Here is a 25,045-nt window from a genome sequence, read left to right on the forward strand (position 1 = left end):
TATTTTTTATCTTTAAAGAAGGCATTAATATGATAGGACAAGTCACGAATCATCAACCGTTTGTTACTAAAATTGGTCGTATTGAAGATTTGTTTTACTGCCATTTAGATATACATACGAACAATGTTCTGGCAGAAATGTTAAACAATAAGGTAAAAGCTCGATTAAATGATATCATTGTAAAAAACAACGAAATGTTTGGTTTTAATTATTACCAGCAAAATCCATATGAAGAAAAAATATTGCTGGAAAGTAGAAAAGGTTATTGTGGTGAATGTTGCGATGAAGTATTAAAACATATTAATAATAATTATTATGAAAAAGTTAGCCCAACAAAAGAACACTTTTTTGTTTTAAGTAAGGATCAAGCTGAAATTATTGAACCATCTTATAAGCAAATGTTTTTTAACGCAAATGCATTAGAAATGGAGTTTGATAAAATCAATGAAATTCTAAAAATATTTCCTGATGTCTTTGTTGGTAATAAAAATGATTTTAATAATATGATAATGCTAATTTGTGATATTTTAAACATTAGTAAACCACAGACCCTTCAATACTGGAATATATCAGATACAACGCGCCAATCGGATGATAAATACATGTTTCGAAGAGAATCAATCTCAGAGCCGAAAGCATAATTTACCAGACTCACTTTGTCTAACGGGTAATTAAAATATCGTTGGAAAATCTAAGCTACATCGCTTTGCTTTGGTAAAAATAGTTATTCTAATTCACGGTCATGCTCACAGGTCGCTGATACACTTTATCAATCTATTATGGCCATCATTAATAAAGATATTGCATGAATTTACTAAAATCGTTAGCAGCGATAAGCTCTATGACTATGTTTTCCCGCATCTTAGGATTTATTCGTGATGCGATTATCGCGCGTTTTTTTGGTGCTGGAGCGGCGACAGACGCTTTTTTTGTTGCTTTTCGATTACCAAATCTTTTGCGCCGAATTTTTGCCGAAGGCGCATTTTCCCAAGCATTTGTCCCTATCTTAGCAGAATATAAAAACCAGCAAGGTGATGAGGCTACTCGCACTTTCATTGCGTATGTTTCCAGTTTATTAACATTAATTTTGGCCATCGTTACATTGGCAGGAATATTAGCGGCACCATGGATTATTTATATTACGGCCCCCGGTTTTACTGATACACCGGATAAATTTGATTTAACCGTTCGTTTATTGAGAATCACTTTTCCTTATATTTTATTGATCTCTTTAGTATCGTTGGCTGGTGCTATTTTAAATACTTGGAACCGTTTTTCTGTTCCTGCTTTTGCGCCTACTTTACTTAATATCAGTATGATTATATCAGTACTGTTGTTGGCGCCATATTGTGAACCACCTATTATAGCGTTAGGGTGGGGAGTTTTTGCCGGTGGTATTTTACAGTTGCTGTATCAATTACCTTATTTACAAAAAATTGGCATGTTAGTTTTACCGCGTATCTCTTTTCGCAATAGCGGTGTGTGGCGAGTATTGAAGTTAATGGGGCCGGCGATTATTGGTGTTTCTGTAAGCCAGATTTCATTAATTATTAATACTATTTTGGCCTCATTTTTACAATCAGGCTCTGTCTCGTGGATGTATTATGCTGACCGATTGATGGAGCTCCCTACCGGTGTTTTAGGAGTGGCACTTGGTACTATCTTATTACCTTCTCTGGCGAAGAGTTTTTCAACCGGTGATCATAAAGAATATCAGCGCCTAATGGACTGGGGGTTACGGCTTTGCTTTTTATTAGCGCTACCATGTGCGATTGCGCTGGCTATTCTAGCCGAACCGTTGACAGTGTCGCTTTTTCAGTATGGCAATTTTACCGCCTACGATGCGGTAATGACTCAACGGGCATTAATTGCTTACTGTGTCGGCTTAATGGGGTTAATTGTCGTTAAGGTATTAGCGCCAGGGTTCTATTCGAGACAAGATATTAAAACACCGGTTAAAATCGCGATTATTACCTTAATTTTGACACAATTAATGAACCTTGCCTTTATTGGTTCGCTCAAACATGCAGGATTGGCCTTATCAATTGGCTTAGCGGCATGCTTTAATGCTTTGATGCTGTATTGGCAGTTACGTCGCCAGGCAATTTTTTCTCCCTTAGCTGGTTGGGGAAAATTTTTGCTTAAGTTAATCGCCGCTTTAATTGTTATGGTAGCGGTATTGTTGTTGCTATTAAATTTTATGCCGCCATGGGAGCAGGGAAATATGCTGATGCGGATCACGCGGTTGTTACTGGTGGTTTTTGCCGGTGCAATGAGTTACTTTGCTGCGTTGTTTATTTTTGGTTTTCGTTTGCGAGATTTTTCACAGCGGGCTATTTAATACAAATAAATCTGGTTAATTGATCATTTGTTGGATGAAAAAGCGTAACCGCGCTTTTTCATTACCAATCGAAGCAGGCTGGCTGACTTTACAATTTGAAAACGGTATTGGGAATAAACAGAATTGGTGCGTCCGAGTGGACTCGAACCACCGACCCCCACCATGTCAAGGTGGTGCTCTAACCAACTGAGCTACGGACGCACTAGATAGAAATATCGCTAACAATTGGTGCGTCCGAGTGGATTCGAACCACCGACCCCCACCATGTCAAGGTGGTGCTCTAACCAACTGAGCTACGGACGCAATAAAAATTGCTATGGCGATAATGTGGAAACGAATATTAACGGGCAGTTGCCATTCTGGCAAGGGAAAAAATGCAATTTTACGTCTAACTGCTCGTATTTAATGCTATTTAGCATAAAAGCGCAATTTTTCATTTTTTATACCTTATACCCGTTTGACAACATAGCTATCGAGTGGAATGTCGTAATACAAATTCGTTTGGCTGGCGTTGAAGCCATAATATGCGAGAAAGTATCATGATAGCTGATGCCGTTAAGCCAATAATAAAACCGATCCAAAAACCTTTTGGTCCCAGATGCGGCACAATAAAGTCAGTTAAACCAAGTAGATAACCTGTTGGTAGGCCGAGCAGCCAGTAAGCAATGAAAGTGATAAAGAAAATTGAACGGGTATCTTTATAACCGCGTAATATACCGGCGCCAATGACTTGAATAGCATCGGAAATCTGATAGATAGCAGCGAATAACATCAATTGTGAAGCCAATAGGACGACTTCCGGATTGCGATTATACATTAATGCGATCTGCTCTCTAAGTGACACTGTCACAATTGCGGTGCAGCAAGCTACCGTTAAACCTATCATAATGCTGGCATAGGCGGATATTTTTGCCTTTTCCGTTGAAGAGCTACCTAAATTATAACCGACCCGGATCGTTGCTGCGATACCAAGAGAAATAGGAAACATAAACATTAATGAACTAAAATTTAATGCTACCTGGTGTCCTGCGACAGCGATAATACCTAATGGCGCGACTAGTAAGGCGACAATAGCAAACAGAGTGACTTCGAAGAAATAGGCTAGACCAATAGGTAAACCTAACGCGAACAGGCGCTTTAATAAAGAGAAGTCAGATAATGCAAACTGTTTATATTAGCACGGATATCACGTTGTGAAGGAGTATGGCGTATATACTAGCGCATCAAAAGAAACATAGCCCAATATACCGAGGCAGTGGCTACCCCACAACCGACGCCACCAAGAGCCGGTGCCCCAAAATGGCCATAGATAAAAATATAGTTGATAGGTATGTTAATAAATAAACCAAGGAAACCAATAAACATGCCGGGTTTTGTTTTAGATAACCCATCGCACTGACTACGTAAAACTTGATAAAAAAGATAACCTGGTGCTCCCCACATAATAGCACGCAGAAACCGCACCGCTTTATTTGCCAGTTCAGGATCAATATTAGGCATATTATTTATAATATGGTGAGCATTATAAATAACAGCCATGACCAAAAGTGATAAAAAGAAAGCTAGCCATAAGTCTTGTTGTATATGATTGCCGATAACTTGACGTCGGCCTGAACCATTTAATTGCGCTACCACTGGTGTTAAAGCCATTAATAAGCCGTGGCCAAACAAAATAGCAGGTAACCAGATAGACGTTCCTACCGCAACGGCTGACATATCTATTTCACTGACTTTGCCTGCCATTACTGTATCGACAAAACCCATTGCGGTTTGTGAGAATTGAGCAAGAATAATTGGAATACCTAATGCTAATAGGCTGTGTGCCTCTTTAAAATATTTATTCACCCACCATATACCTTATTGAAAATGAATAGAAAACGAAAAGAATTGAACCCTTAAAAATTTGCTTATTGTATCGATTTGGTGAAGTTATAGCTATAAATAGATAGAAAGCTGCCATATTTATTGTTTCTAGAGTGCTTATCTAGCATAACTAGCGTAGAATGAGTTTTAATCTTTTATTAAAATTGGGAACTCAATATATGTATACAGGCATTGTGAAAGGAAAAGGAACACTAGTTGCGGTGGAAGATAGCGTTAATTTTCGTACTTATACTGTCCAATTTCCCACTGAATTACTCGCAGATTTAGAAACAGGTGCTTCTGTTGCTAATAATGGATGCTGTTTAACTGTTACCCATATTGATGGCGATAAGGTGAGTTTTGATTTAATGAAGGAGACTTTGCGACTGACAAACTTAGGCAGTTTAAAATTAGGCGATATGATTAATTTAGAAAGATCAGCAAAATATGGTGATGAAATTGGTGGCCATGTTATGTCGGGTCACATCATTACTACTGCCGAAGTAGCCAAAATTTTTAAAGCTGAAAATAATCTCCAAATTTGGTTTTATGTGCATGATAAACAATTAATGAAATATATTTTGCATAAGGGCTTTATCGGCGTTGATGGAATTAGCTTAACTGTAGGAGATGTGGTCAATAATCGTTTTTGTGTCCATCTGATCCCGGAAACCATTGCACGCACCACAATTGCAGAAAAGCGTCTTAGAGAAAAGGTTAATATTGAAATTGATGCCCATACCCAAGCGGTAGTTGATACTGTTGAGCGAGTGATGGCCCAAAAAATATAATCATAGAGCGTATTTTAAATAGTCGTCACGCTATTTTAATTAGGTTAAGTAATAGCTAAAAGAAGAAACAGGATTTGATAAACAATCGACCAAGGTTTCTTCTTATTAGAAAAGCGTTAATGTCAAAAGTGGTTTCCTATGTCTAATTTACTTATCTGTAACTAAGTGATATCTGCAAATAAGCTCTTCGATAAACATCAAATCGCTTCACTCAAAATGGCTCGCCAAGACAAGTTGGCTAATTGTTTTATCTTTCCTTTCCTAGCTTAGGCTATTGCTCATTCAAAAGCGTCTTTATAGAAGAAGTATGACTGAGCTATTGAATGAAATTGTCAAATAACTGCTATTTCATTTTCTCTATAACTAATTGATAATAATTGTAAATTCGCTCATTCAGCAAGCTAATGCAAAAAAATCAATAAAATTTATCATTGAGATAGAAAACCATAAGCAACGCTAATGACAATAGTGTGACCAATAGAAAAACAAGAATTCAAAAAGGTAACGTGAACGCATTCAGCAACGGATACCAAAGTGGTGTGGTTTTATCGTAATTTTGAGTTCTAGCGTGAACATTTTAATCTATTCAAATTATTAGAGGTTACAATGAAGATAACAATTGCCCGTGATTTGGTAGAGTTAATCGAGTTTTTAGGTGTTGATTTAGCATTTGGGATATCTGGCGGTTTTATAGTGCCGATATGGCAAGAGCTTACTAGATCAAAAAAAAATAAATGTTATACATTGCCGCACCGAGGCGGGTAGCGTGTTTTGCGCTTCAGAATATAGTCTTTGTCATAATAAAATATCTATATCTTTTGCGACAGCAGGCCCGGTAATAAGTAATGCATTGACAGGGTTAAAAACGGCAAAGCTTGATGGAGCCAGAGTAATCTTTATCTCAGTGATTACCACAGAATATCATGATGCATTATGGAGTTTGCAGGAAACAACGGCGTTAAACGTGAGTACCCTCGTACAAGATGATGGGCAAGGATATTTAGATAAAGTATTTGCTATCAAGAATGAAGATGAGTATTTACAAGCTAGAAATGATATTCAGAAACTAATTTCATCAAATAAACATTTTATTATCGGTGTTTTTTTAATGCCAGTGGTACAAACATTAACCATAGAAAAACGTATATTAGCTAATTTTCCAGCTCCGGCTAATCTTACCAACTTAGTTTCTTCTGCGGATTTTTCTATGCTTATAGAACTTTTATTAGCAAAAAAATCTTTATTCTGGCTAGGCTTTGGAGCCAGGTATGCAGGGAGCAATACACGTATTAATTCCTTTATTGAGTTATATCTCATTTGGAGCCAGGTATGCAGGGAGCAATATCCAAAAAATTATCCAACTGACTAACTCTGCTGTTATAACAACGCCGAGAGGCAAAGGTATCATTTCCGAATATAGCCTGGCCTCCATAGGAACAACTGGGATAGGTTCTATTAGTAAAGAAATAGCTAAGCAGATAACTGGTGATAGCTCTCGCTATGTGGTCGTAATTATGGGGACGCGTCTCGGAGAATTCAGTTCATTTTATTTACAAAAAAATTTTAGCAATATAGATTTATTTTATATTGGTCTGGAGGCAGATAAAGTAAGAAATAACCTTCCTTCTAATGCGATTGTTTTTAAAAGTGACATTCAATGCTTTACTGAAACTTTGCTTAGTGCACTTCAGAATAAGGTGATTCATAAACCAGCTGTTCAATACCCAGCGCTGATGGTTGAATTTGTTGATTATATTATTAAAGATAATAATGATTCTGATAAAGTTATCCATCCATTAGCGGTTATGAATATTATTCAGCGTGTCGCAATTAATAAGAATAACTGTTACATAGCTGCTGAGGCTGGAAACTCATTTTGTTGGGCAAGTCACTACCTGAAATTTTCCCAATCTGGGCGTTATCGGCTAGGAACTGCATTTGGGGCTATGGGGCATTATGCCTGTGGATTAGTTGGTATTGCAGCTGGTTTTAAAGAGTGTGCGATTGGGATTATTGGTGATGGTGCTATGTTAATGGCAAATGAAGTCAGCACAGCAGTGCACTATCATCTTCCTGCCATTTGGTTGGTGATGAATGACAGCAGCTATAATATGTGCCCTCAAGGGCTGGAAATGTTAAATAGCGACCCACTCGATTGTGATATACCAGTGACTGATTTTGCCTTGTTTGGTCGTGCGTTAGGGGCAGATGGCTATCAGGCCAATAATTTTCGACAATTAGAGGATGCTATTGTTGAGGCGATCAAAAATAGAAACCCAGCAGTAATTGATGTCAGAATTGATAAAAATGCGGTTCCCCCGCTTAAAGATAGGAATGAAACGATTAAAGGATTTATAAATGATTAATAATATTTCGTTAATTTCCTGTGCTGGCGCATTACCAAATCAGCAGCTAAACATATTGAGAGAAAATAATAAAAAGACAATATTTTCAACAAATGACAATTATTTACCTGGTAAACGTAGTTTATGGCGACTGGATGAGAAGGGCGCGGTGACTAAATTAATGGTAAATTGCTTATCTAAAGCTCTAGACCAGGTGAATATGAATATCAATCAGCTCGATTGTATTATTATTAATCTGGTTTGGCCTGGGAACATCCTGTATGAAGAAGTTATTGCTATTGTTCGGGAGTTAAATATTGTTTGTCCGGTTATTCCTGTCAATTTGGGCACGTCTGGTGGAATGACTGCACTTGAGTTAGGTTGGAGCCAGTTTTCTAATGCAAAGTGTAGGCAAGTAGCAGTACTCGCTGCCTGTAATTATGCTCATTGGTTTTCTGCTGAAGACCCAGTAAGTTCTTTACTAAGCGATGGTGCTGCCTGCGCTATACTTGGTTACGACTCAGGTATTTCCCTTGTCCATAGTAAGACAATTCAAACCTATGATTATGATCCCTTAATATTTATTGATAATCATGTCGAATATATAAACGAACCTGGCAGATCTATATTTTCTAAACTGCCTAAAACAATTTTTAATAGCTGCAATCAAATATGTCGAGATGTTGGTAAAGATATTAGTGATATTCGATATTTTCACATTTATGATCCAACATCTTGGGTCGCTGAGGTAGCAGCAAAAGTCCTTCAGGTAAGTGAAGATAAAATTTTAACCCTATTTGATAAATATGGCAGCTTGGGGCCCGCGCAAAATTTTTTCGCACTGATAGAATTGAATACGAGTTCAGATGTTTTTCCTGATGATTTGATTATTCTGTTCGGATTTGGGCCCTCATCCACATCAACTTCTTTCCTATTGAGTTGGAGGGAAATTCCTACCGCTATTGATTTTATCTCAGTTTAAAATAACGGCTTAATATTTTGTTTTATAAATTAAGATGGATGATATTGTAATTTTAAGCCGACCAATCTTCGTTGAAATGGGAAAGTTGGACTTTCCCATTTGATCAATGAATAAAATTTTACCCATGACTAGAATATACGCTGTCAGTTGACGTCAGAGATTCTCACATGGGTTTGTTTAAAAATTTTTCTTACTGTTCGAAGGCTCCCGACTTGGTATTAATTGAAGCTTTTCTATTTTGCAGCCAGTAACCAATTAACAGAGGAATAATAGTGGCAACCATAACACCGCTTGTTGCTAATAAAGGATTGGCAATGAGGCTAGATACTGCCAGACTTGCGGCAAAACATAAACCAAGCTGGAGAGTATTTTGTAAAGCGGTGGCTTTACCACTGTCTTGAGGAAAGACACTTAATGCATTTGATACCACAATAGGATAGCAAGCTCCGTTCATCGCCGTCATACAACAGAAAGGCAGTAATAGAGCAAATAAATTAGGTTGTGAATAGATAGCAAGGATAAAAATGACAAATACACTTATTTCATAACCGATAAGAATAATTGGTAGCAAGATTTGGTTTTTTATTTTGGCTATTAAATAACGCTCACCATAGCCACCGAACATAAAAGCGATAGTTTGTGGTACATAACTGATGCCTATATCCTGCGGATCATATCCCATTTGAGTTAAAATAAAGGGAGATCCCGTTAGCCAGGCAAAAAAACCGGCGCTACAGGCAGCATAAATTAATACATTACCGCTAAAAATAGCAGAATGTAGAAAGGTGATAAATGTGGTGGTGGATTTTATTTTGTCAGTTTTTTCAGAATATTTTTTTCCTGTAACAAAATTGTGGCCAGAAAAAGCAATATCCCAATGATAGCTAAGGCAAAAAATATCATTTGCCAGTTGTTACCAGTTAGAAGCCAGGCACCTAACAGGGGAGCTAATGCCGGCGACAGTGCAACTAAAGGCATGATGGTAGCAAAGACCCGTTTAGCATATTGACCGCTAAAACGATCGATGACCAAAGCTTGCCAAATTACTGCGGTTGAGCAAACACCAACACCTTGAATAAATCGCAAAATAAGTAATTGTGTGTCGTTAGTGATCCACAGTGTTGCCAGACAACTAATAATAAATAGAGACAAGCCAATTAATAAAACCGGTTTTCTACCAATACGGTCGGAAAGCGGCCCCCAACTAAGTTGCGCAAAGGCAAAGCCACATAAAAATAGGCTAAGACTTGCACTAATGGTATTTGCTGAGGTGTTGAGTTGCTGTTGCATTATACTAAAAGCCGGTAAGTACATATCAATGGCCAAAAAGCCAAGCATACTTAAACCAGCAAGATAAAGCATAAAGCCAAAATTGGCTTGATTGGGGTTATTTTTATTCATATTGGTATCAATAAATTAAATAATATCTAACATCGCTATTTATTGTATAAGAGATGAATTTTTGTTGTGAAGCGTTATTATTTGCATATTGTTATCAAATATTTTGATAGGTGAAGGGCTATGTGGTTAGAGTATTCCCTGGAAGTGATTGATGCCGTTGAGAGAACGGGCAGTTTTAGTGCAGCTGCCACCGAGTTACATAGAGTTCCCTCTGCGGTCAGTTATACCGTAAAACAACTGGAAGAGTGGTTGGCGGTTCCTTTATTTGAACGGCGTTATCGTGATGTTGTACTTACTGATGCTGGTAAATTCTTCGTTAAAAATGCGCGTAATATTATTAAAACAATGCGTGAAACTCGTCATCAGTGTCAACAAATTGCAAATGGCTGGCATGGACAATTTAGTATTGCCATTGATCGGGTAGTTAAACCAGATAGGATATTGCAATTAATATTAGATTTTTATCGCCATTTTTCTGATATCGAACTTTTTATTCAGCAGGAAGTTTATAATGGTGTATGGGAGGCGTTAGTCGATGGCCGAGTGGATATAGCAATTGGTGCAACCCGTGCGTCACCGATTGGCGATAGATATAGTTTCCGCGATATGGGATTTATGCCCTGGTCATGTGTTGTCAGTATAAATCATCCTTTAGCACACATAAGCGGGCTAATTAGCGATCAACAATTACGTCTCTATCCCAGTTTATGTTTAGAAGATACTTCTCGCTACTTACCAAAACGAGATACTTGGGCATTAGATAACCAAAAAAGGCTTATTGTGCCAGATTGGGAAAGTGGTTTAGCATGCTTAAAAAATGGATTATGTTTAGGATTTGCGCCTAAACATCGGGTAGAGCAACTTTGCCGCAAAAATGAATTAAAGACATTGCAGATTAAGCAACCCTTACCTGATAGTCCGTGCTGTATCATATGGAATGAAGAAAAACGTTCCCCGACATTGAGTTGGCTACTGGATTATTTAGGTAATAGCGAAACACTCAATGCCGAATGGTTAACTGATTGATAGCGTTTAAATCCAGGGATCATCTTCGGTAGTCAATAAATGGACCATCGACAACTGAACGACGTTCAATAAGCTCTGGGTGTATTTCAATCGTTTGCGCATCTTGGCGTTTATTAATAATGCGATCAAGCAGCATGGTAAGGGCCATTTGACCTAAACGTTCTTTGGGCTGATGAATGGTAGTTAATGCTGGGGTAAAAAAACGCGCATTACGCACATTGTCGTAGCCAATAATAGATATATCTTGTGGCACTCGAATTCCTAATTCATTCGCAGCGCTGATAGCCCCCATCGCCATAATATCACCGCCACAGAAAATGGCAGTCGGTTTTTGTTGGTGACTTAATATTTGTTTCATTGCTTCGTAGCCGGAAGCGGGTTCGAAATCACCCTCGACAATCCATTTGTTATGTGGCTGGATGTTAGCTTCCTTCATGGCATTGAGAAAACCTTGCCGCCGGCCATTGCCGGTATTGCGTTTTAATGGTCCAGAGATAATACCTAAATCACGATGACCTTGTTCGATAAGATAACGCCCGGCAAGATAGCCACCATAAACTGCATTATCAATGATGACATCGGTAAAATCACCATGGGCTTGTCCCCAATCCATCACCACCATTGGAATATTGCGGTATTCCTCTAACATCTGGAGTAGTTGGTTAGGGTATTCTGAGCACATGACAAGTAAACCATCAACCCGTTTTTGCGCTAACATTTGTAAATAGGCTTGTTGCTTATTTAGGTTGTTGTGCGAATTGCACAGGATCAATGTATATCCTTGGCTAAAACAGTTGTTTTCGACTGATTCAATGACTTCTGCAAAGTAAGGGGCTTCATTAGATGTGGCTAATAAGCCAATGGATTTAGTATGATTAACTTTCAAACTACGAGCAACGGCACTGGGAGAGTAATTAAGTGTTTTAATGGCTGTCCTGACGATCGTTTTTGTCTCTTCGGCGACAAAACGGGTATTGTTAATTACATGTGATACGGTGGTAGTTGAGACACCCGCAAGCTTTGCCACATCCTTAATTGTTGCCATGATTATAAAGACTCCTGAACCATTCCCAATTCCTTTACTATTGTTTAAAAATTACTGTTATTGATCTATAAAAATAGATAATTAAGTTATCAGTAAACTGATCATTTTGTCTGATTTGCAGTAAAAACAAAAGTATTAATCAATCTTTACTAGATGATATAATAGAAAATAGCTTTTATTGTTGTATGATATTATGACATTTAATGATTTTTCATTAATTAATTTATGACTAAGACAGTGAGAATAGTGAGGTGAGGTTATGGATACCGATTTTAAATATGGTTTATGTACTGCGATAGTTGCATTATTAATGATCGTATCGTTTGTTTCTTTTATTTTATGAGCATCATATTGGCTTAACTGTCTGCATTTTATCGCTACAATATTTTGTCTTAAGCAGCATCATGGACAGCAGGCTGCACTACTGGCAGCCTATAGTCTAATAAGGGATTACATTTTTTCTACCGTTTCAATCCCTAATGTGTCTAAACCAATTTTTAAGGTTTTTTGCGTCAGTAATGCCAGTTTTAATCGACTTTCTTTTGATGCATAATTTCCTGCACCTAAAATTGGGCAATGTTCATAAAAACTAGAAAATAAACCTGCCAGATCATATAAGTAAGCACACATAATATGGGGTAAACCGTCGCGAGCAACGGTTAGTATTGTTTCTTCAAATTGTAATAAACGAGTCGCTAAGGCTTGTTCATACTGATTTGCTAAAATCACCGGCTCGCTTAGTGCTGTTGGATTAATATTAGCCCGTTTAAAAATGGAGGCCACACGGGTATAAGCATATTGCATATAAGGCGCGGTATTACCTTCAAACGCTAACATATTGTCCCAGTCAAAAATATAATCAGTGGTACGATTTTTCGATAGATCGGCATATTTTACTGCACCAATACCCACCGCCTGACTAATTAATTGTAACTCGTTTTCTGGCATAGCTGGATTTTTTTGCCGGATAAGATCACTGGCACGCTCAATTGCCTCATCAAGTAAATCGGCGAGCCGGATCGTTCCGCCGGCTCGAGTTTTAAACGGTTTACCATCTTTACCTAGCATCATACCGAACATATGATGCTCTAATGACATTGTATCGGGAATATAGCCGGCTTTACGCACAATAGCCCAAGCTTGCATTAGATGTTGATGTTGTCGTGAATCTATATAATATAACACCCGATCAGCGTGTAACATTTCATGACGATATTTAGCGCAGGCAATATCTGTTGTCGTATAAAGATAACCACCATCTTTTTTCTGGATGATAACCCCCATGGCATCACCGTCTTTATTCTTAAATTCATCCAGATAGACAACCATAGCGCCATCACTTTTAACGGCTAACTTTTTAGCTGTTAAATCAGCGACAATATCAGGCAGCATATTATTATATAAGCTTTCACCCATCACATCGTCTTCCGTCAGTGTGACATTTAAACGATGATAGGTGTGTTGATTTTGCGCCATGGTAATATCGACCAATTTGCGCCACATTTTCCGACAATATTCATCACCAGATTGTAGTTTAACCACATAATTACGTGCAAGTTCAGCAAAATTTTCATCTTCATCATAATGTTTTTTAGCTTCACGATAGAAAGTCTCGAGATCAGCTAAAGCCATATCGGTAGCATTTTCTTGTTGAACTTTTTCCAAGTACGCAATTAGCATACCGAACTGGGTACCCCAATCGCCGATATGGTTAGCACGTATTACTTTATGACCTAAAAACTCTAATGTACGAGCAACAGCATCGCCAATGATAGTAGAACGTAAATGACCAACATGCATCTGCTTTGCTACATTGGGAGCGGAATAGTCAATAATGACGGTTTGTGGCGTAACGGTGCTAATTGCCAATTTTTCATGTTGCAAGGTAAGTTCAATTTGTTCGGCTATCCATTGCTTATCAAGAAAAATATTAATAAAACCGGGTCCTGCTATTTCAACTTTACTGGCAATATTTTCCAGATTTAGTAGCGGCAGCATTTTTTCAGCTAATTGACGTGGAGGAATGCCGATTTTTTTAGCTGCAGACATGACACCATTAGCTTGGTAATCACCGAATTGGGCTTTTGTTGAAGGGCGGATATGAGCCTCACTACCTTTAGGAGCCTCACTACCTTTAGGAGCCCCAGCGGCAATTAATGCATTACTAATTTTTTCTGAAAGAAGAGCCTGAATATTCACCTGATTACCTTAATGATGAAGATAGCTGTCGTATTCAACTTAGTCAGATACAGCTATGAGGATCGTGATAAAAATAGCTGGCTTTATACCATAATTAGCTATTCACATGCTACTATCAACTATTTGATCGATAACTCTATTGTAAAAATAATATCAGATAGGATCGCTTTTTATCATCTTGCTAAATGACAATAGAGGATTTTTGATTTATCTAACTTTAAAAAATTACACGGCTGCAAAAATTGCAATTTTGATTAGAAATATTAATTTAAAAAAAGGGCTATGTTAAGTCTCTTTATTTTCCAGATTAAAATTTATCTTTATGAAAAGTTAAAAATATATTGAAAATTTGTTATAAAAAGTTAATGGTCTTTTATAATAAAATATTATCCTTTTCCATTAAAATTAATTACTTGTCTCAATTACTGTTTGAAAAACGGGTATTTTATTTGCAGAATAGTATGCTTATTAATTGATAATTAAAAATAGAAATAACAATAATTAATCAGAGGTGGCAGTATTATGATAACCCTGGAAATTTGCTGCTATGGAGCTGAATGTGCGCTAATTGCGGAAAAATGTGGCGCAGATCGTATTGAACTTTGTTCCAGTCCAGCTGAAGGTGGATTAACGCCTAGTTATGGTTGTTTAAAACAGACTAAAGATACGATAAAGATCCCCGTTCATCCAATTGTACGTCCTAGAAGAGGGGATTTTTGTTACAGCGATAGTGAGTTTGAAACTATTAAACATGATGTTAAATTTATCAGGCAGTTAGGTTTTCCTGGTGTGGTATATGGCATATTGATATACCGCGTATGCGTATTTTAAAAGCATTATCTGGAGATATGGCGATTACTTTTCATCGTGCGTTTGATATGTGCATTAGCCCAAAACAGGCCTATATACAGCTGACAGAACTCGGTGTTGCCCGTATATTAACCTCAGGCCAGCAGCAGAATGCGGAATGTGGTTTACCGTTATTGAAAGAATTAAATGCATTATCTAGTAAAACTCCAAATGGGCCGATAATCATGGCGAGTGCTGGGGTGAAATTGTCAAATTTGCAGAAATTTATTGATGCAGGTTTACCGGAAGTACATACATCTGCTGGGAGAGTAATGCCATCGACTATGAACTACCGCAAAGCAGGGGTAACGATGAGTCCCAATATGGAGATGGATGAATTTACTCATTATTGTGTAGATAGTGATGTGGTGGAAGCAATGAAAAATTTATTAGCGATTGCTAATAATGACTGATTATAAATTTAGTGCAATGACGGTATTCAATACCGTCAAGTTTACCTTTTTTTGGCAACTAAAGTTGCGCGTAGAGGAGCCGGATAACCTTCAACTGTCAAATGCATGTTATTTGGGTCAAGAAAATTTGCTAATGATTCGGTTTCCATCCAGGCTGTTTTTCGCTGTTCTTGTACGGTTGTTACTGTTTGATCAACAATATGCACATCGCAAAAGCCACACTTTTCTAGCCAGATTTTAAGCATTTTGGCTGAGGGAATAAAATAAACATTACGCATTTGAGCATAACGTTCTTCAGGTATTAAGCATTGGTTTTCATCACCTTCAATAACTAAACTTTCCAGTACTAGCTCACCACCGGAAACTAATTGATTTTTTAGCTGATAGAGATGATCTAACGGTGAACGCCGATGATAAAGTACACCCATTGAAAATACAGTATCAAAGGCAGCTAGCGTCGGTAGTTGCTCGATACCTAGAGGCAATAGATGTGCTTGTTGATTATTGCCAATTAATTTACGTATGGCTTCAAACTGACATAAAAATAGTTGGGTAGGATCAATACCGATGACAGTTTTTGCGCCTTCACCAACCATTCTCCACATGTGATAGCCATTACCGCAGCCGACATCAAGTACCTGTTTATCTGTTAATGGTGACAGATGAGGCAGTATACGTTGCCATTTCCAGTCCGAACGCCATTCGCAATCAATATTAATATCGTAAAGGGAAAATGGGCCTTTACGCCAGGGCATTAGGCTTTTTAGCAGTAAAGTGATCCGTTGCTTATCTTTTAAACAAAGTGGTAACTCATTTTTGGCTATTACTGCGGTTTTTAGATCTAAGTGAGCGGGTGTCATAGCGGGCAGATTTTGCACTATTTTTTGCCAACAATTAAATTGCCCATGTTGAGTGGTTTTTTTCCATTGTTCAATTTGGCATGGCAGCGTTTCTAACCAATGGCTAAGTGATCCTACGGCGATTTGTTGATAAAAATGGCCAAAATCTATCATCAAACTTGTTCCTTGATAGCGAGTAGTGAACCGAAATTGAAACATTGAAACCATAAGTCACAATGATTAAACCCAGCTGCGAGCAAACGTGATTTATGTTTGCTAATCGAGTCCGTTAACATGCTATTTTCTAGCATATTGCGTTTTTGACTTATCTCTAATTCACTATAGCCATTGGCACGCTTGAAATCATAATGCATATTAAACAGTAAATTGCCAATTTTCTCGTCGCTAAAATTAAATTTTTCTGATAACACTAAGACACCACCAGGATTTAGTCCTTGGTAGATCCGGTTAATTAATTGTTGTCGAACGTTTGGCGCAATAAATTGTAAGGTAAAATTTAATACCACCATTGAGGCATTTTGTATGTTGATATCAAGAATATCGCCTTTAATGATTTCAACCGGCGTATTCGCTTTGTAAGCATGAACATTTCGTTGGCAACGCTCAATCATGGCCGCTGAATTATCAATAGCAATTATTTTACAATTTTTAGCCTCAATATTACGACGAATTGATAATGTCGCTGCGCCTAAAGAACAGCCCAGATCATAAATAGTGCTATTGGGTGTGACGAAACGTGTCGCGAGCATACCAATCATAGTAATAATATTTGAATAGCCAGGAACAGAACGTTTGATCATATCAGGAAAGACTTCGGCAACTTTTTCATCAAATTGCCAATCACCTAAATTGGCAATAGGAGTGGCAAATAAGGTGTCTTTCTGTTTATCTAAAATTTGGCTGGACATAACCTGTGAATTAATTAAATAGCAAACGGTGATTAATTCTAACAGATTTTATGTTAGGACATAAATTAAAACTCATTAACATGGCAAAGCGTATAATGATGACCATGTTAATGAAATAAATCTTGCATTAAAGATCAAACGAAAAAATTTGTATCCAAGGCAAATAATAAATGTTAACCAGGATCATTAAAATCATAGAACTATAAGTCGTTATTTGGCCAAAATGGCGCCAAGTTCGTTCTCTATGTTTTAGGCCAAAGTAATGAAAAATTCTGGCGATGATAAAAATTGACCCACAAAGATGAATAGCCCAAACGGGTGCACCATCCATCTCCATCATCAATAATAACAGCATAGAGATAGGAATATACTCAATCGCATTACTCTGAACGCGTAATGCTGTTTGTAATTCACAAAAACCACCATCACCGTAAGTAACTTGATACTGAGTTCTGAGTTTAATGACTTCCAAAGATAACTTAAACAATATTAAAGCACTAAATACAATGTACAGAGAACTAACCATTTTTTTCCCCAATTTTATTAGGCAAAACAGTGAAATAATGATACATCTCAAAACTTCAACAGTTACCATAAATATAGTATTTAAATCAGTAAAAAGCTTTCAGATTGCGAATACGTTAAAAGTTATCTGGCCAATATGATAAGGCGTACTTATTTCCCAGTAGAAATTTCTGTATAATAGCGATATTTTTTGATTATGTTTAAATTGATAGCACTAAAACGGCTAGTGCAAGCGACTCTGTATGATGAGTAAAAGGATATCGTATGCGGACAAATTATTGTGGGCAATTAGGTGTTGCTCACGTTGGCCAAAAAGTGACTCTCTGTGGCTGGGTTAACCGCCAGCGTAATTTAGGTAAATTAATTTTTGTCGATATGAGAGATCGCGAAGGTTTAGTTCAAGTTGTTTTTGTGCAGGAAAATCATGCCGAACTTTTTACCCAAGCGTCACAGTTACGCAACGAATTTTGTATCCAGATCACAGGTATGGTACGAGAACGTGAACAAATCAATAAAGAGATACCGACCGGTGAGATTGAAATTGTTGCACAAGCATTGACGATTATTAATCGTTCTGAACCATTACCGATAGATAGCAATCAACAAAATTCCGAGGAAATAAGATTAAAATATCGTTATCTTGATTTAAGGCGGCCGGAAATGGCAACGCGCTTAAGAGAGCGAGCCAACATTACTAGTTTTGTGCGTCGTTTTATGGATGCAGAAGGTTTTGTTGATATTGAAACGCCCATTTTGACCAAAGCAACACCAGAAGGTGCGCGTGATTATCTTGTTCCAAGCCGCGTTCATAAAGGTGAGTTTTATGCTCTGCCGCAATCACCACAACTTTTTAAACAATTATTGATGATGTCGGGCTTTGATCGCTATTATCAGATAGTAAAATGTTTTCGTGATGAAGATTTACGAGCTGATCGCCAGCCTGAATTTACTCAGATCGACGTAGAAACCTCTTTTATGACTGCCGAGCAAGTTCGTGAAGTGATGGAGCGTTTGATCCGTCAATTGTGGCAGGAAAATAAAGGTATTGAGTTAGGCACTTTTCCGGTAATGACTTTTGCTGAGGCCATGCAACGTTATGGTTCAGATAAACCAGACTTACGAAATCCTTTAGAATTGGTTGATATTGCTGATTTGGTCAATGCCGTTGAATTTAAAGTTTTTGCTGAAGCTGCCAATGATCCAAAAGGCCGTGTGGCTGCACTTTGTGTTCCAGGCGGGGCCACATTAACGCGTAAACAACTTGATGGTTATACTGAATTTGTTGCTATTTACGGCGCCAAAGGATTAGCTTGGATGAAGGTTAATTCGCTGACTGAAGGCCAGGTAGATATTCAAAGCCCGATAGCTAAGTTTTTACCACCATCGGTGATTGATAATTTGTTAGCACGTACCCAAGCTAAAGCGGGTGATATTTTGCTATTTGGTGCTGGTAAACAAAATGTTATCAATGATGCAATGGGAGCGTTACGGTTGAAAGTAGGGCGTGATTTAGCAATCACACAAAATAATAGTTGGAAACCGTTATGGATTGTTGATTTTCCAATGTTTGAAGAGGATGAAAATGGTGAGCTTCATGCTATGCATCATCCTTTTACTGCACCGAAAGATTTTACCCCGGAGCAACTACAAGCCAATCCTCTAGCGGCCGTGGCTAATGCCTATGATATGGTCATTAATGGTTATGAAGTTGGTGGCGGCTCAGTGCGTATCCACCATAATAAGATGCAACAAGCTGTTTTTGAAATTCTTAATATTAGCCAATCAGATCAGCAAGATAAATTTGGCTTCTTGCTTGAGGCATTACAATATGGAACACCGCCACATGCCGGTTTAGCATTTGGTTTAGATAGACTTGTTATGTTATTAACGGGAACAGAAAATATTCGCGATGTGATTGCGTTTCCAAAAACAACCGCAGCAGCTTGTTTGATGACCGATGCACCCAGTGTGGCTAATCCGTCCGCATTAGCGGAATTGGCGATAACTGTTGCTCCAAAAACTAAATAGATACTATGCAATATAAACGGCCGGAATCAGTATTAGTTGTAGTTTATGTGCAATCGAGTCGCCAAGTACTGATGCTACAGCGGCGCGATGATCCTGATTTTTGGCAATCAGTTACCGGTAGTCTTGAGGATAACGAAACACCCAGAGAGACGGCATTGCGTGAAGTTAAAGAAGAGATAGGCATTGATATTATCAAACAGCATTTGACGTTAGTTGATCTGCAACACAGTCTCTATTTTGATATTTTTTTAAAATTTCGCCACCGCTATGCTCCGGGTATAACCCAATGCAAAGAGCATTGGTTTTCTTTAGCCTTACCGCAAGAGCAGGATTTTTTATTGAAAGAACATTTGGCTTTTCGTTGGTTACCTGCTGCTCAGGCAGCAGCATTGACCAAGTCATGGAGTAACCGTCAGGCGATTGAACAATTTGTTCTAAAATGATTTTTATTGACGTATTTTGGGAGATATTTCATGGCAGGTCATAGTAAATGGGCCAATACCAAACACCGAAAAGCGGCGCAAGATGCTAAACGGGGTAAAATTTTTACTAAAATTATTCGTAAACTGGTAACAGCGGCTCGTTTAGGTGGCGGTGACGCTGCATCAAACCCACGATTGCGTGCGGCGATTGATAAGGCATTATCTAATAATATGACGCGAGATACGTTAAATCGAGCAATCGCACGTGGTGTAGGTAGTGATGACAATGATAATCTGGAAACGATCATTTATGAAGGCTATGGCCCAGGCGGTACGGCTGTTATGGTTGAATGCTTAAGTGATAATCGTAATCGTACAGTTTCTGATGTCCGCCACGCCTTTACTAAGTGCGGTGGTAATTTAGGTACCGATGGTTCGGTTGCTTATTTATTTACTAAACGTGGCGTGATCTCATATGCACCAGGCATTGATGAAGATGATTTAATGGAAGCGGCATTAGAAGCGGGTGCAGATGATGTCGAATCTTATGATGATGGGGCCATCGATGTTTATACTACGCTGGAAAGCTTTGGTGATGTAAAAGATGCTTTAGATGCGGCCGGTTTCAAGGCTGAAGCCGCCGAGGTGACAATGATCCCGTCAACCAAAGCAAATTTAGATGCTGACACTGCACCTAAACTTTTACGTTTAATCGACATGCTGGAAGATTCTGATGATGTACAAGAAGTGTATCATAATGGGGAAATTTCAGATGAAGTTGCGGCTCAGCTATAATTAAATCAACTTTTTATATTAAGAGATAGCATGCTGATTATCAGTATGCTTTTTCTTTGCATGTTTAACCTACTCAGTGAGTCAAGAATATGGCAATTATTCTTGGGATTGATCCTGGTTCGCGTATTACCGGTTATGGTGTTATTCGTCAACAAGGTCGACAGTTGATCTATTTAGGTAGTGGCTGTATACGTACTCAGGCAGACGATCTGCCAACACGCTTACAACGTATTTATGCAGGTGTCACTGAAATCATTACCCAATATCGACCGGACAGTTTTGCTATCGAACAGGTGTTTATGGCAAAAAATGCCGATTCTGCTCTAAAATTAGGTCAAGCAAGAGGCGTGGCGATTTTAGCCGCAGTTAATAATCAATTACCAGTTTTTGAATATGCGGCGCGACAAGTAAAACAATCCGTTGTTGGCACGGGAGCGGCGGAAAAAAAACAAGTTCAGCATATGGTCTGCTCAATATTGAAATTGTTATCGCATCCTCAAGCTGATGCTGCTGATGCTTTAGCTATTGCGATCACGCATTGTCATTTTAATCAAAATTTGGCTCGAATAGGTGAGCCAGAACTATCATTGGCTAAAAGACGATTGCGTTAATAACTGGATATAAATCCAGTATTTTTTTATAATATAAGCATTAGCAGAATAACCTAAAAGAGGAAATCGATGTGATTGGTCGCTTGCGAGGCACTATTTTGGAAAAACAGCCGCCTATTGTTTTACTCGAACTAAATGGTGTAGGTTATGAAGTTCATATGCCAATGACCTGTTTTTATGAATTACCAGAAATTGGTCAGGAAGTGATCTTATGGACTCAATTTATCGTGCGTGAAGATGCGCAGCTACTATATGGCTTCAATGATAAGCAAGAAAGGGCATTATTTCGTGAGTTAATTAAGGTTAATGGGGTAGGTCCTAAATTAGCGCTGGCCATTTTATCCGGTATGTCAGCTTATCAATTTGTTTCTGCGATAGAACAAGAAGCGATTTCTAGCTTGGTAAAATTACCGGGTGTTGGCAAAAAAACCGCAGAACGGCTGGTGGTTGAAATGAAAGACCGCTTTAAAGGACTTAATGGCGATCTATTTAATAATAGTGCGATAGATTTACCTGGCTCATCAGCGGCAAAACAAAATAGTCATGATATTGAAGCAGAGGCAGTTTCGGCATTAATTTCTTTAGGCTATAAACCACAAGATGTGAGCCGTATGATCGGCAGAGTTGCTAATGGAGCTACTAACTGTGAAGCATTGCGAGCTGCATTATAAATAATAAGTAAGGACCAAACTATGATTGAGGCTGATCGTTTAGTTTCTGCTGAGAATTTACCTGATGAAGACGTGATTGATCGCGCTATTCGACCAAAACTCCTTACTGAATATGTCGGGCAACCTCAGGTTTGCCAACAGATGGAAATCTTTATCCAGGCAGCTAAATTACGAGCTGAAGCACTTGATCACTTGCTGATTTTTGGTCCACCTGGGCTTGGTAAAACGACATTAGCGGGTGTTGTGGCGAATGAATTGGGCGCAAATTTACGTACCACCTCCGGCCCAGTGTTAGAAAAGGCAGGGGATTTAGCGGCAATGCTAACCAATTTAGAACCGCATGATGTACTCTTTATTGATGAAATACATCGTTTATCGCCAGTTGTAGAAGAGATCCTTTATCCGGCAATGGAAGATTACCAACTGGATATAATGATAGGAGAAGGGCCTGCTGCGCGTTCAATTAAAATTGATCTACCTCCTTTTACTCTAGTTGGTGCAACAACCAGAGCTGGCTCACTGACATCCCCGCTTAGAGATCGTTTTGGTATTGTCCAGCGTCTTGAATTTTATAATGTCGATGATTTACAGACGATTGTATTACGTAGTGCTCACTTTATGAGGTTAGAAATTTCTGATGCCGGTGCGAGACAAATTGCGATGCGCTCACGGGGAACGCCGCGGATAACTAATCGTTTATTACGGCGAGTAAGAGATTTTGCCCAAGTTAAAGGCGATGGTATTATCGATGGCGACATCGCTTCACAGGCATTAGATATGCTTAATGTTGATTCAGCCGGTTTTGACTATCTTGATCGTAAGTTATTGATAGCTATTATTGATAAATTTATGGGAGGACCGGTAGGATTAGACAATGTGGCTGCTGCAATTGGTGAAGAAAGGGAAACCATAGAGGATGTTCTTGAACCTTTCCTGATTCAACAAGGCTTTATTCAGCGTACTCCCCGTGGTCGAATTGCGACTGATCATGCCTACCGCCATTTTGGAGTTAATAAAGATCATGATGATGCCAATTAAGCTTATTAATGGGGTTAAATTTATTGCTTGTAATTTGCTAATATAATCATGCTAATTATTTTCAATACAGCCTAACACCGGGTTAGGCTGCTATTTATAATATATGAATAAATAATAATTATAAATAAATTATTATTTGTTATTTTTATTAACCATTTTTATTATCAATGAACTTCTTATTTAATTAATGGATTATTAATATAAATTGATGATATTTAACTCTCAAAAATAAGCAATAGTTTAATATTAATGTAATTAATAATTAATTATTTTTTATTAATTAATTATATTATTTTTATTGATGTTTTTGCTGTTGTTAAATAATAATTTTACGGTAGTTTTTATTATGTCTACTAACTATTTTTTAATAAATAAAATTAGCTAATTACGGAATAAACTGAATGAAAATAAAATTATTATTATCAATGTTATCATTAGTAATGTTAGTATTGATTAGTATTATAAGTTTTGCCAGAGCAAATACTCTCCTCAATCCTATGCATGGTTATATCGATTTTCCTACTAGTCGAGCTTATCTGTGTTCGTTAGGTAAAAATGGTAATTGTGGTGCGGTTATGGTTGAACCACAATCGGTTGAAGGTCGTAAAGGTTTTCCTCGGCGTGGGCCAGCTGATGGTAAAATTGCCAGTGCTGGACATCGTTGGTTTGGTGAGTTAGATGAACAGACTGCTATTCGTTGGACTAAAGTTGATGTTTCACCCGGTAAAAATACCTTCCATTGGACGTTGACCGCACCTCATCGAACTACCGGTTGGGAGTATTTCATCACTAAACAAAATTGGGATCCTAATGCGCCGTTAGCCCGTAGCTCATTTGATCTACAACCATTTTGCAGTCGTACAGATGGGGGCAAGTGCCTTCATTTGAGGTCTCAATTGATTGTAATGTACCATATCGTACCGGTTATCAGGTTATTTTAGGTGTATGGACAATTTACGATACTGGCAATGCATTTTATGAAGTGATAGATGCTAATATGAAACCTTAGTTATTTTTCACTAACTGGCTAAATATTGTCATCATTGTATTTAATAAAATTGTCATTTTTTTGGAGGTAAGCTAAAACTTGCCTCTACATTATTTTTAGTTTCGATAGCTAGAGCAGGACGATTTATTTTTATTTTTATTTTAATTGCTGCTTATTTATCAATGATAAGTTAAATATATCTTCTAACTAAATATCATCAGTCAAATTTTATTTTTTAGTTTAAATTAAATTTAACAAAAAATTATTTAGTTTTATATATAGAGTAATCGATTTATTTCATATCTTATAAAGACTATTGAATTAAATATTATTCTATTAGGAATAGAAGATAAATGAAAAAAATATTTATTAGATCTGTCATTGCTACTATATTTGCCTGTGTTTCTGCGAATGCCTGTGCAGCAAGTAAAAATACTCTATCACTAGATTATACACAAAGTCATCTACAATTTAAAGATGAAGAATTTTAGGATAAACCAAAGGGTATTAATATTAAATATCGTTATGAAATTGATAATCACTGGGGTTTTATTGGTTCGTTGACTTATACTAATCAAGAAGATTATTTGAAAATTTATGATATTAAAGTTGCTAATGTAGATATAATTTATTCTTCATTAAGTTTTGGTCCTAGCTATCGTTTTAATCGCAATATTAGTCTCTATGGCTTGATTGGAGCGGCTCGTGGTAGAGTTGAGGCAAAATCACCATTCGCAAATGCTTTTAAAGACACTGAAATTGAATTAGTTTATGGTGCGGGTTTACAAATTAATCCGGTGGAGAATTTAGCTATTGATGTTACATATGAACATACCAAATTATCTTTCGAACATACTAATTTAAAAAATATAAAAGTCGGCACATGGATGCTTGGTGTCGGTTACCGGTTCTAATTTGATTAGCAAAATAAAAACTCACTACAA

The 25,045-nt window shown here is 37.6% G+C and carries 20 protein-coding genes, 2 tRNA genes and 4 pseudogenes; 17 read left to right on the forward strand and 9 right to left on the reverse strand.

The window, feature by feature from the left end; translation table 11 throughout:
• Window positions 1-29: 29 nt before the first annotated feature.
• Window positions 30-641, forward strand: coding sequence for a hypothetical protein (locus tag AACL31_RS04035; RefSeq protein ID WP_310512131.1), 612 nt, complete (start codon window positions 30-32; stop codon window positions 639-641).
• 164 nt (window positions 642-805) lie between these two features.
• The gene (gene murJ, locus AACL31_RS04040) at window positions 806-2,341 is read left to right on the forward strand and encodes a murein biosynthesis integral membrane protein MurJ (RefSeq protein WP_310512130.1); all 1,536 of its coding nucleotides are present in this window, start codon (window positions 806-808) and stop codon (window positions 2,339-2,341) included.
• Between the two features lie 124 nt (window positions 2,342-2,465).
• Here murJ and AACL31_RS04045 read toward each other — a convergent pair.
• From AACL31_RS04045 to AACL31_RS04055, 3 genes and pseudogenes are all read right to left on the reverse strand, one after another.
• Window positions 2,466-2,542 (reverse strand) — tRNA-Val (locus tag AACL31_RS04045).
• A gap of 25 nt (window positions 2,543-2,567) precedes the next feature.
• A tRNA-Val gene (locus AACL31_RS04050) sits at window positions 2,568-2,644 on the reverse strand.
• 166 nt (window positions 2,645-2,810) lie between these two features.
• A pseudogene (locus AACL31_RS04055) lies at window positions 2,811-4,186 on the reverse strand (MATE family efflux transporter).
• 197 nt (window positions 4,187-4,383) lie between these two features.
• Between AACL31_RS04055 and AACL31_RS04060 the strand changes: the two are divergent.
• The 4 genes from AACL31_RS04060 to AACL31_RS04075 all read left to right on the forward strand — a co-directional run bounded on the left by AACL31_RS04060 (window position 4,384) and on the right by AACL31_RS04075 (window position 8,322).
• Window positions 4,384-4,995: a riboflavin synthase subunit alpha gene (locus AACL31_RS04060; RefSeq protein WP_310512129.1), complete on the forward strand. Its 612-nt coding sequence runs from the start codon at window positions 4,384-4,386 to the stop codon at window positions 4,993-4,995.
• A gap of 766 nt (window positions 4,996-5,761) precedes the next feature.
• Entirely contained in the window at window positions 5,762-6,364 is a 603-nt protein-coding gene (locus AACL31_RS04065; RefSeq protein ID WP_339053759.1) for a thiamine pyrophosphate-binding protein, read from the forward strand.
• The gene (locus tag AACL31_RS04070) at window positions 6,264-7,361 is read left to right on the forward strand and encodes a thiamine pyrophosphate-dependent enzyme (protein ID WP_310512128.1); all 1,098 of its coding nucleotides are present in this window, start codon (window positions 6,264-6,266) and stop codon (window positions 7,359-7,361) included. Before AACL31_RS04065 ends, AACL31_RS04070 begins: the two co-directional genes overlap by 101 nt.
• Window positions 7,354-8,322, forward strand: a complete 969-nt coding sequence (locus AACL31_RS04075; RefSeq protein WP_339053760.1) for a 3-oxoacyl-[acyl-carrier-protein] synthase III C-terminal domain-containing protein — start codon at window positions 7,354-7,356, stop codon at window positions 8,320-8,322. Before AACL31_RS04070 ends, AACL31_RS04075 begins: the two co-directional genes overlap by 8 nt.
• Before the next feature lie 190 nt (window positions 8,323-8,512).
• Here AACL31_RS04075 and punC read toward each other — a convergent pair.
• Window positions 8,513-9,723: pseudogene (gene punC, locus AACL31_RS20905) on the reverse strand (purine nucleoside transporter PunC).
• Window positions 9,724-9,843: 120 nt separating this feature from the next.
• Here punC and punR point away from each other — a divergent pair.
• Entirely contained in the window at window positions 9,844-10,749 is a 906-nt protein-coding gene (punR, locus tag AACL31_RS04090) for a DNA-binding transcriptional activator PunR (protein ID WP_310512124.1), read from the forward strand.
• A 19-nt stretch (window positions 10,750-10,768) separates the two neighbouring features.
• Here the strand turns inward: punR and purR are convergent, their stop codons facing one another.
• Entirely contained in the window at window positions 10,769-11,794 is a 1,026-nt protein-coding gene (gene purR, locus AACL31_RS04095; protein WP_310512123.1) for an HTH-type transcriptional repressor PurR, read from the reverse strand.
• Window positions 11,795-12,244: 450 nt separating this feature from the next.
• A complete protein-coding gene (gene argS / locus AACL31_RS04100) occupies window positions 12,245-13,993 on the reverse strand; it encodes an arginine--tRNA ligase (protein WP_310512122.1) in 1,749 nt (582 codons plus the stop codon).
• A 522-nt stretch (window positions 13,994-14,515) separates the two neighbouring features.
• Between argS and cutC the strand changes: the two are divergent.
• Window positions 14,516-15,255 (forward strand): annotated as a pseudogene (cutC, locus tag AACL31_RS04105) (copper homeostasis protein CutC).
• Window positions 15,256-15,296: 41 nt separating this feature from the next.
• On the opposite strand, the gene cmoB reads toward cutC, so the two are convergent.
• From cmoB to AACL31_RS04120, 3 genes are all read right to left on the reverse strand, one after another.
• On the reverse strand, window positions 15,297-16,268 hold the full coding sequence (cmoB, locus tag AACL31_RS04110; RefSeq protein ID WP_310512121.1) for a tRNA 5-methoxyuridine(34)/uridine 5-oxyacetic acid(34) synthase CmoB: 972 nt from the start codon (window positions 16,266-16,268) through the stop codon (window positions 15,297-15,299).
• Window positions 16,268-17,023: a carboxy-S-adenosyl-L-methionine synthase CmoA gene (gene cmoA, locus AACL31_RS04115; RefSeq protein ID WP_310512120.1), complete on the reverse strand. Its 756-nt coding sequence runs from the start codon at window positions 17,021-17,023 to the stop codon at window positions 16,268-16,270. Before cmoA ends, cmoB begins: the two co-directional genes overlap by 1 nt.
• Window positions 17,024-17,150: 127 nt before the next feature.
• On the reverse strand, window positions 17,151-17,549 hold the full coding sequence (locus AACL31_RS04120) for an MAPEG family protein (protein ID WP_310512119.1): 399 nt from the start codon (window positions 17,547-17,549) through the stop codon (window positions 17,151-17,153).
• Between the two features lie 263 nt (window positions 17,550-17,812).
• Here AACL31_RS04120 and aspS point away from each other — a divergent pair, with 263 nt between their 5' ends.
• The 9 genes and pseudogenes from aspS to AACL31_RS04170 all read left to right on the forward strand — a co-directional run bounded on the left by aspS (window position 17,813) and on the right by AACL31_RS04170 (window position 25,015).
• Complete coding sequence (gene aspS, locus AACL31_RS04125) at window positions 17,813-19,576, forward strand: aspartate--tRNA ligase (RefSeq protein WP_310512118.1); 1,764 nt, start codon at window positions 17,813-17,815, stop codon at window positions 19,574-19,576.
• Between the two features lie 5 nt (window positions 19,577-19,581).
• A complete protein-coding gene (gene nudB / locus AACL31_RS04130; RefSeq protein ID WP_310510632.1) occupies window positions 19,582-20,019 on the forward strand; it encodes a dihydroneopterin triphosphate diphosphatase in 438 nt (145 codons plus the stop codon).
• A 30-nt stretch (window positions 20,020-20,049) separates the two neighbouring features.
• The gene (locus AACL31_RS04135; RefSeq protein WP_310512117.1) at window positions 20,050-20,793 is read left to right on the forward strand and encodes a YebC/PmpR family DNA-binding transcriptional regulator; all 744 of its coding nucleotides are present in this window, start codon (window positions 20,050-20,052) and stop codon (window positions 20,791-20,793) included.
• An 89-nt stretch (window positions 20,794-20,882) separates the two neighbouring features.
• Complete coding sequence (gene ruvC / locus AACL31_RS04140) at window positions 20,883-21,404, forward strand: crossover junction endodeoxyribonuclease RuvC (RefSeq protein WP_310512116.1); 522 nt, start codon at window positions 20,883-20,885, stop codon at window positions 21,402-21,404.
• A 71-nt stretch (window positions 21,405-21,475) separates the two neighbouring features.
• On the forward strand, window positions 21,476-22,075 hold the full coding sequence (ruvA, locus tag AACL31_RS04145) for a Holliday junction branch migration protein RuvA (protein ID WP_310512115.1): 600 nt from the start codon (window positions 21,476-21,478) through the stop codon (window positions 22,073-22,075).
• Window positions 22,076-22,096: 21 nt separating this feature from the next.
• A complete protein-coding gene (ruvB, locus tag AACL31_RS04150) occupies window positions 22,097-23,113 on the forward strand; it encodes a Holliday junction branch migration DNA helicase RuvB (RefSeq protein WP_310512114.1) in 1,017 nt (338 codons plus the stop codon).
• A gap of 401 nt (window positions 23,114-23,514) precedes the next feature.
• A pseudogene (locus AACL31_RS04155) lies at window positions 23,515-24,122 on the forward strand (lytic polysaccharide monooxygenase).
• Between the two features lie 332 nt (window positions 24,123-24,454).
• Window positions 24,455-24,592: a hypothetical protein gene (locus tag AACL31_RS04165; RefSeq protein WP_339053761.1), complete on the forward strand. Its 138-nt coding sequence runs from the start codon at window positions 24,455-24,457 to the stop codon at window positions 24,590-24,592.
• Window positions 24,593-24,652: 60 nt separating this feature from the next.
• Complete coding sequence (locus tag AACL31_RS04170; RefSeq protein WP_339053985.1) at window positions 24,653-25,015, forward strand: Ail/Lom family outer membrane beta-barrel protein; 363 nt, start codon at window positions 24,653-24,655, stop codon at window positions 25,013-25,015.
• Window positions 25,016-25,045 lie beyond the last annotated feature (30 nt).

Source organism: Arsenophonus endosymbiont of Crataerina pallida, from assembly GCF_964020125.1.
Lineage (GTDB): Bacteria > Pseudomonadota > Gammaproteobacteria > Enterobacterales > Enterobacteriaceae > Arsenophonus > Arsenophonus nilaparvatae.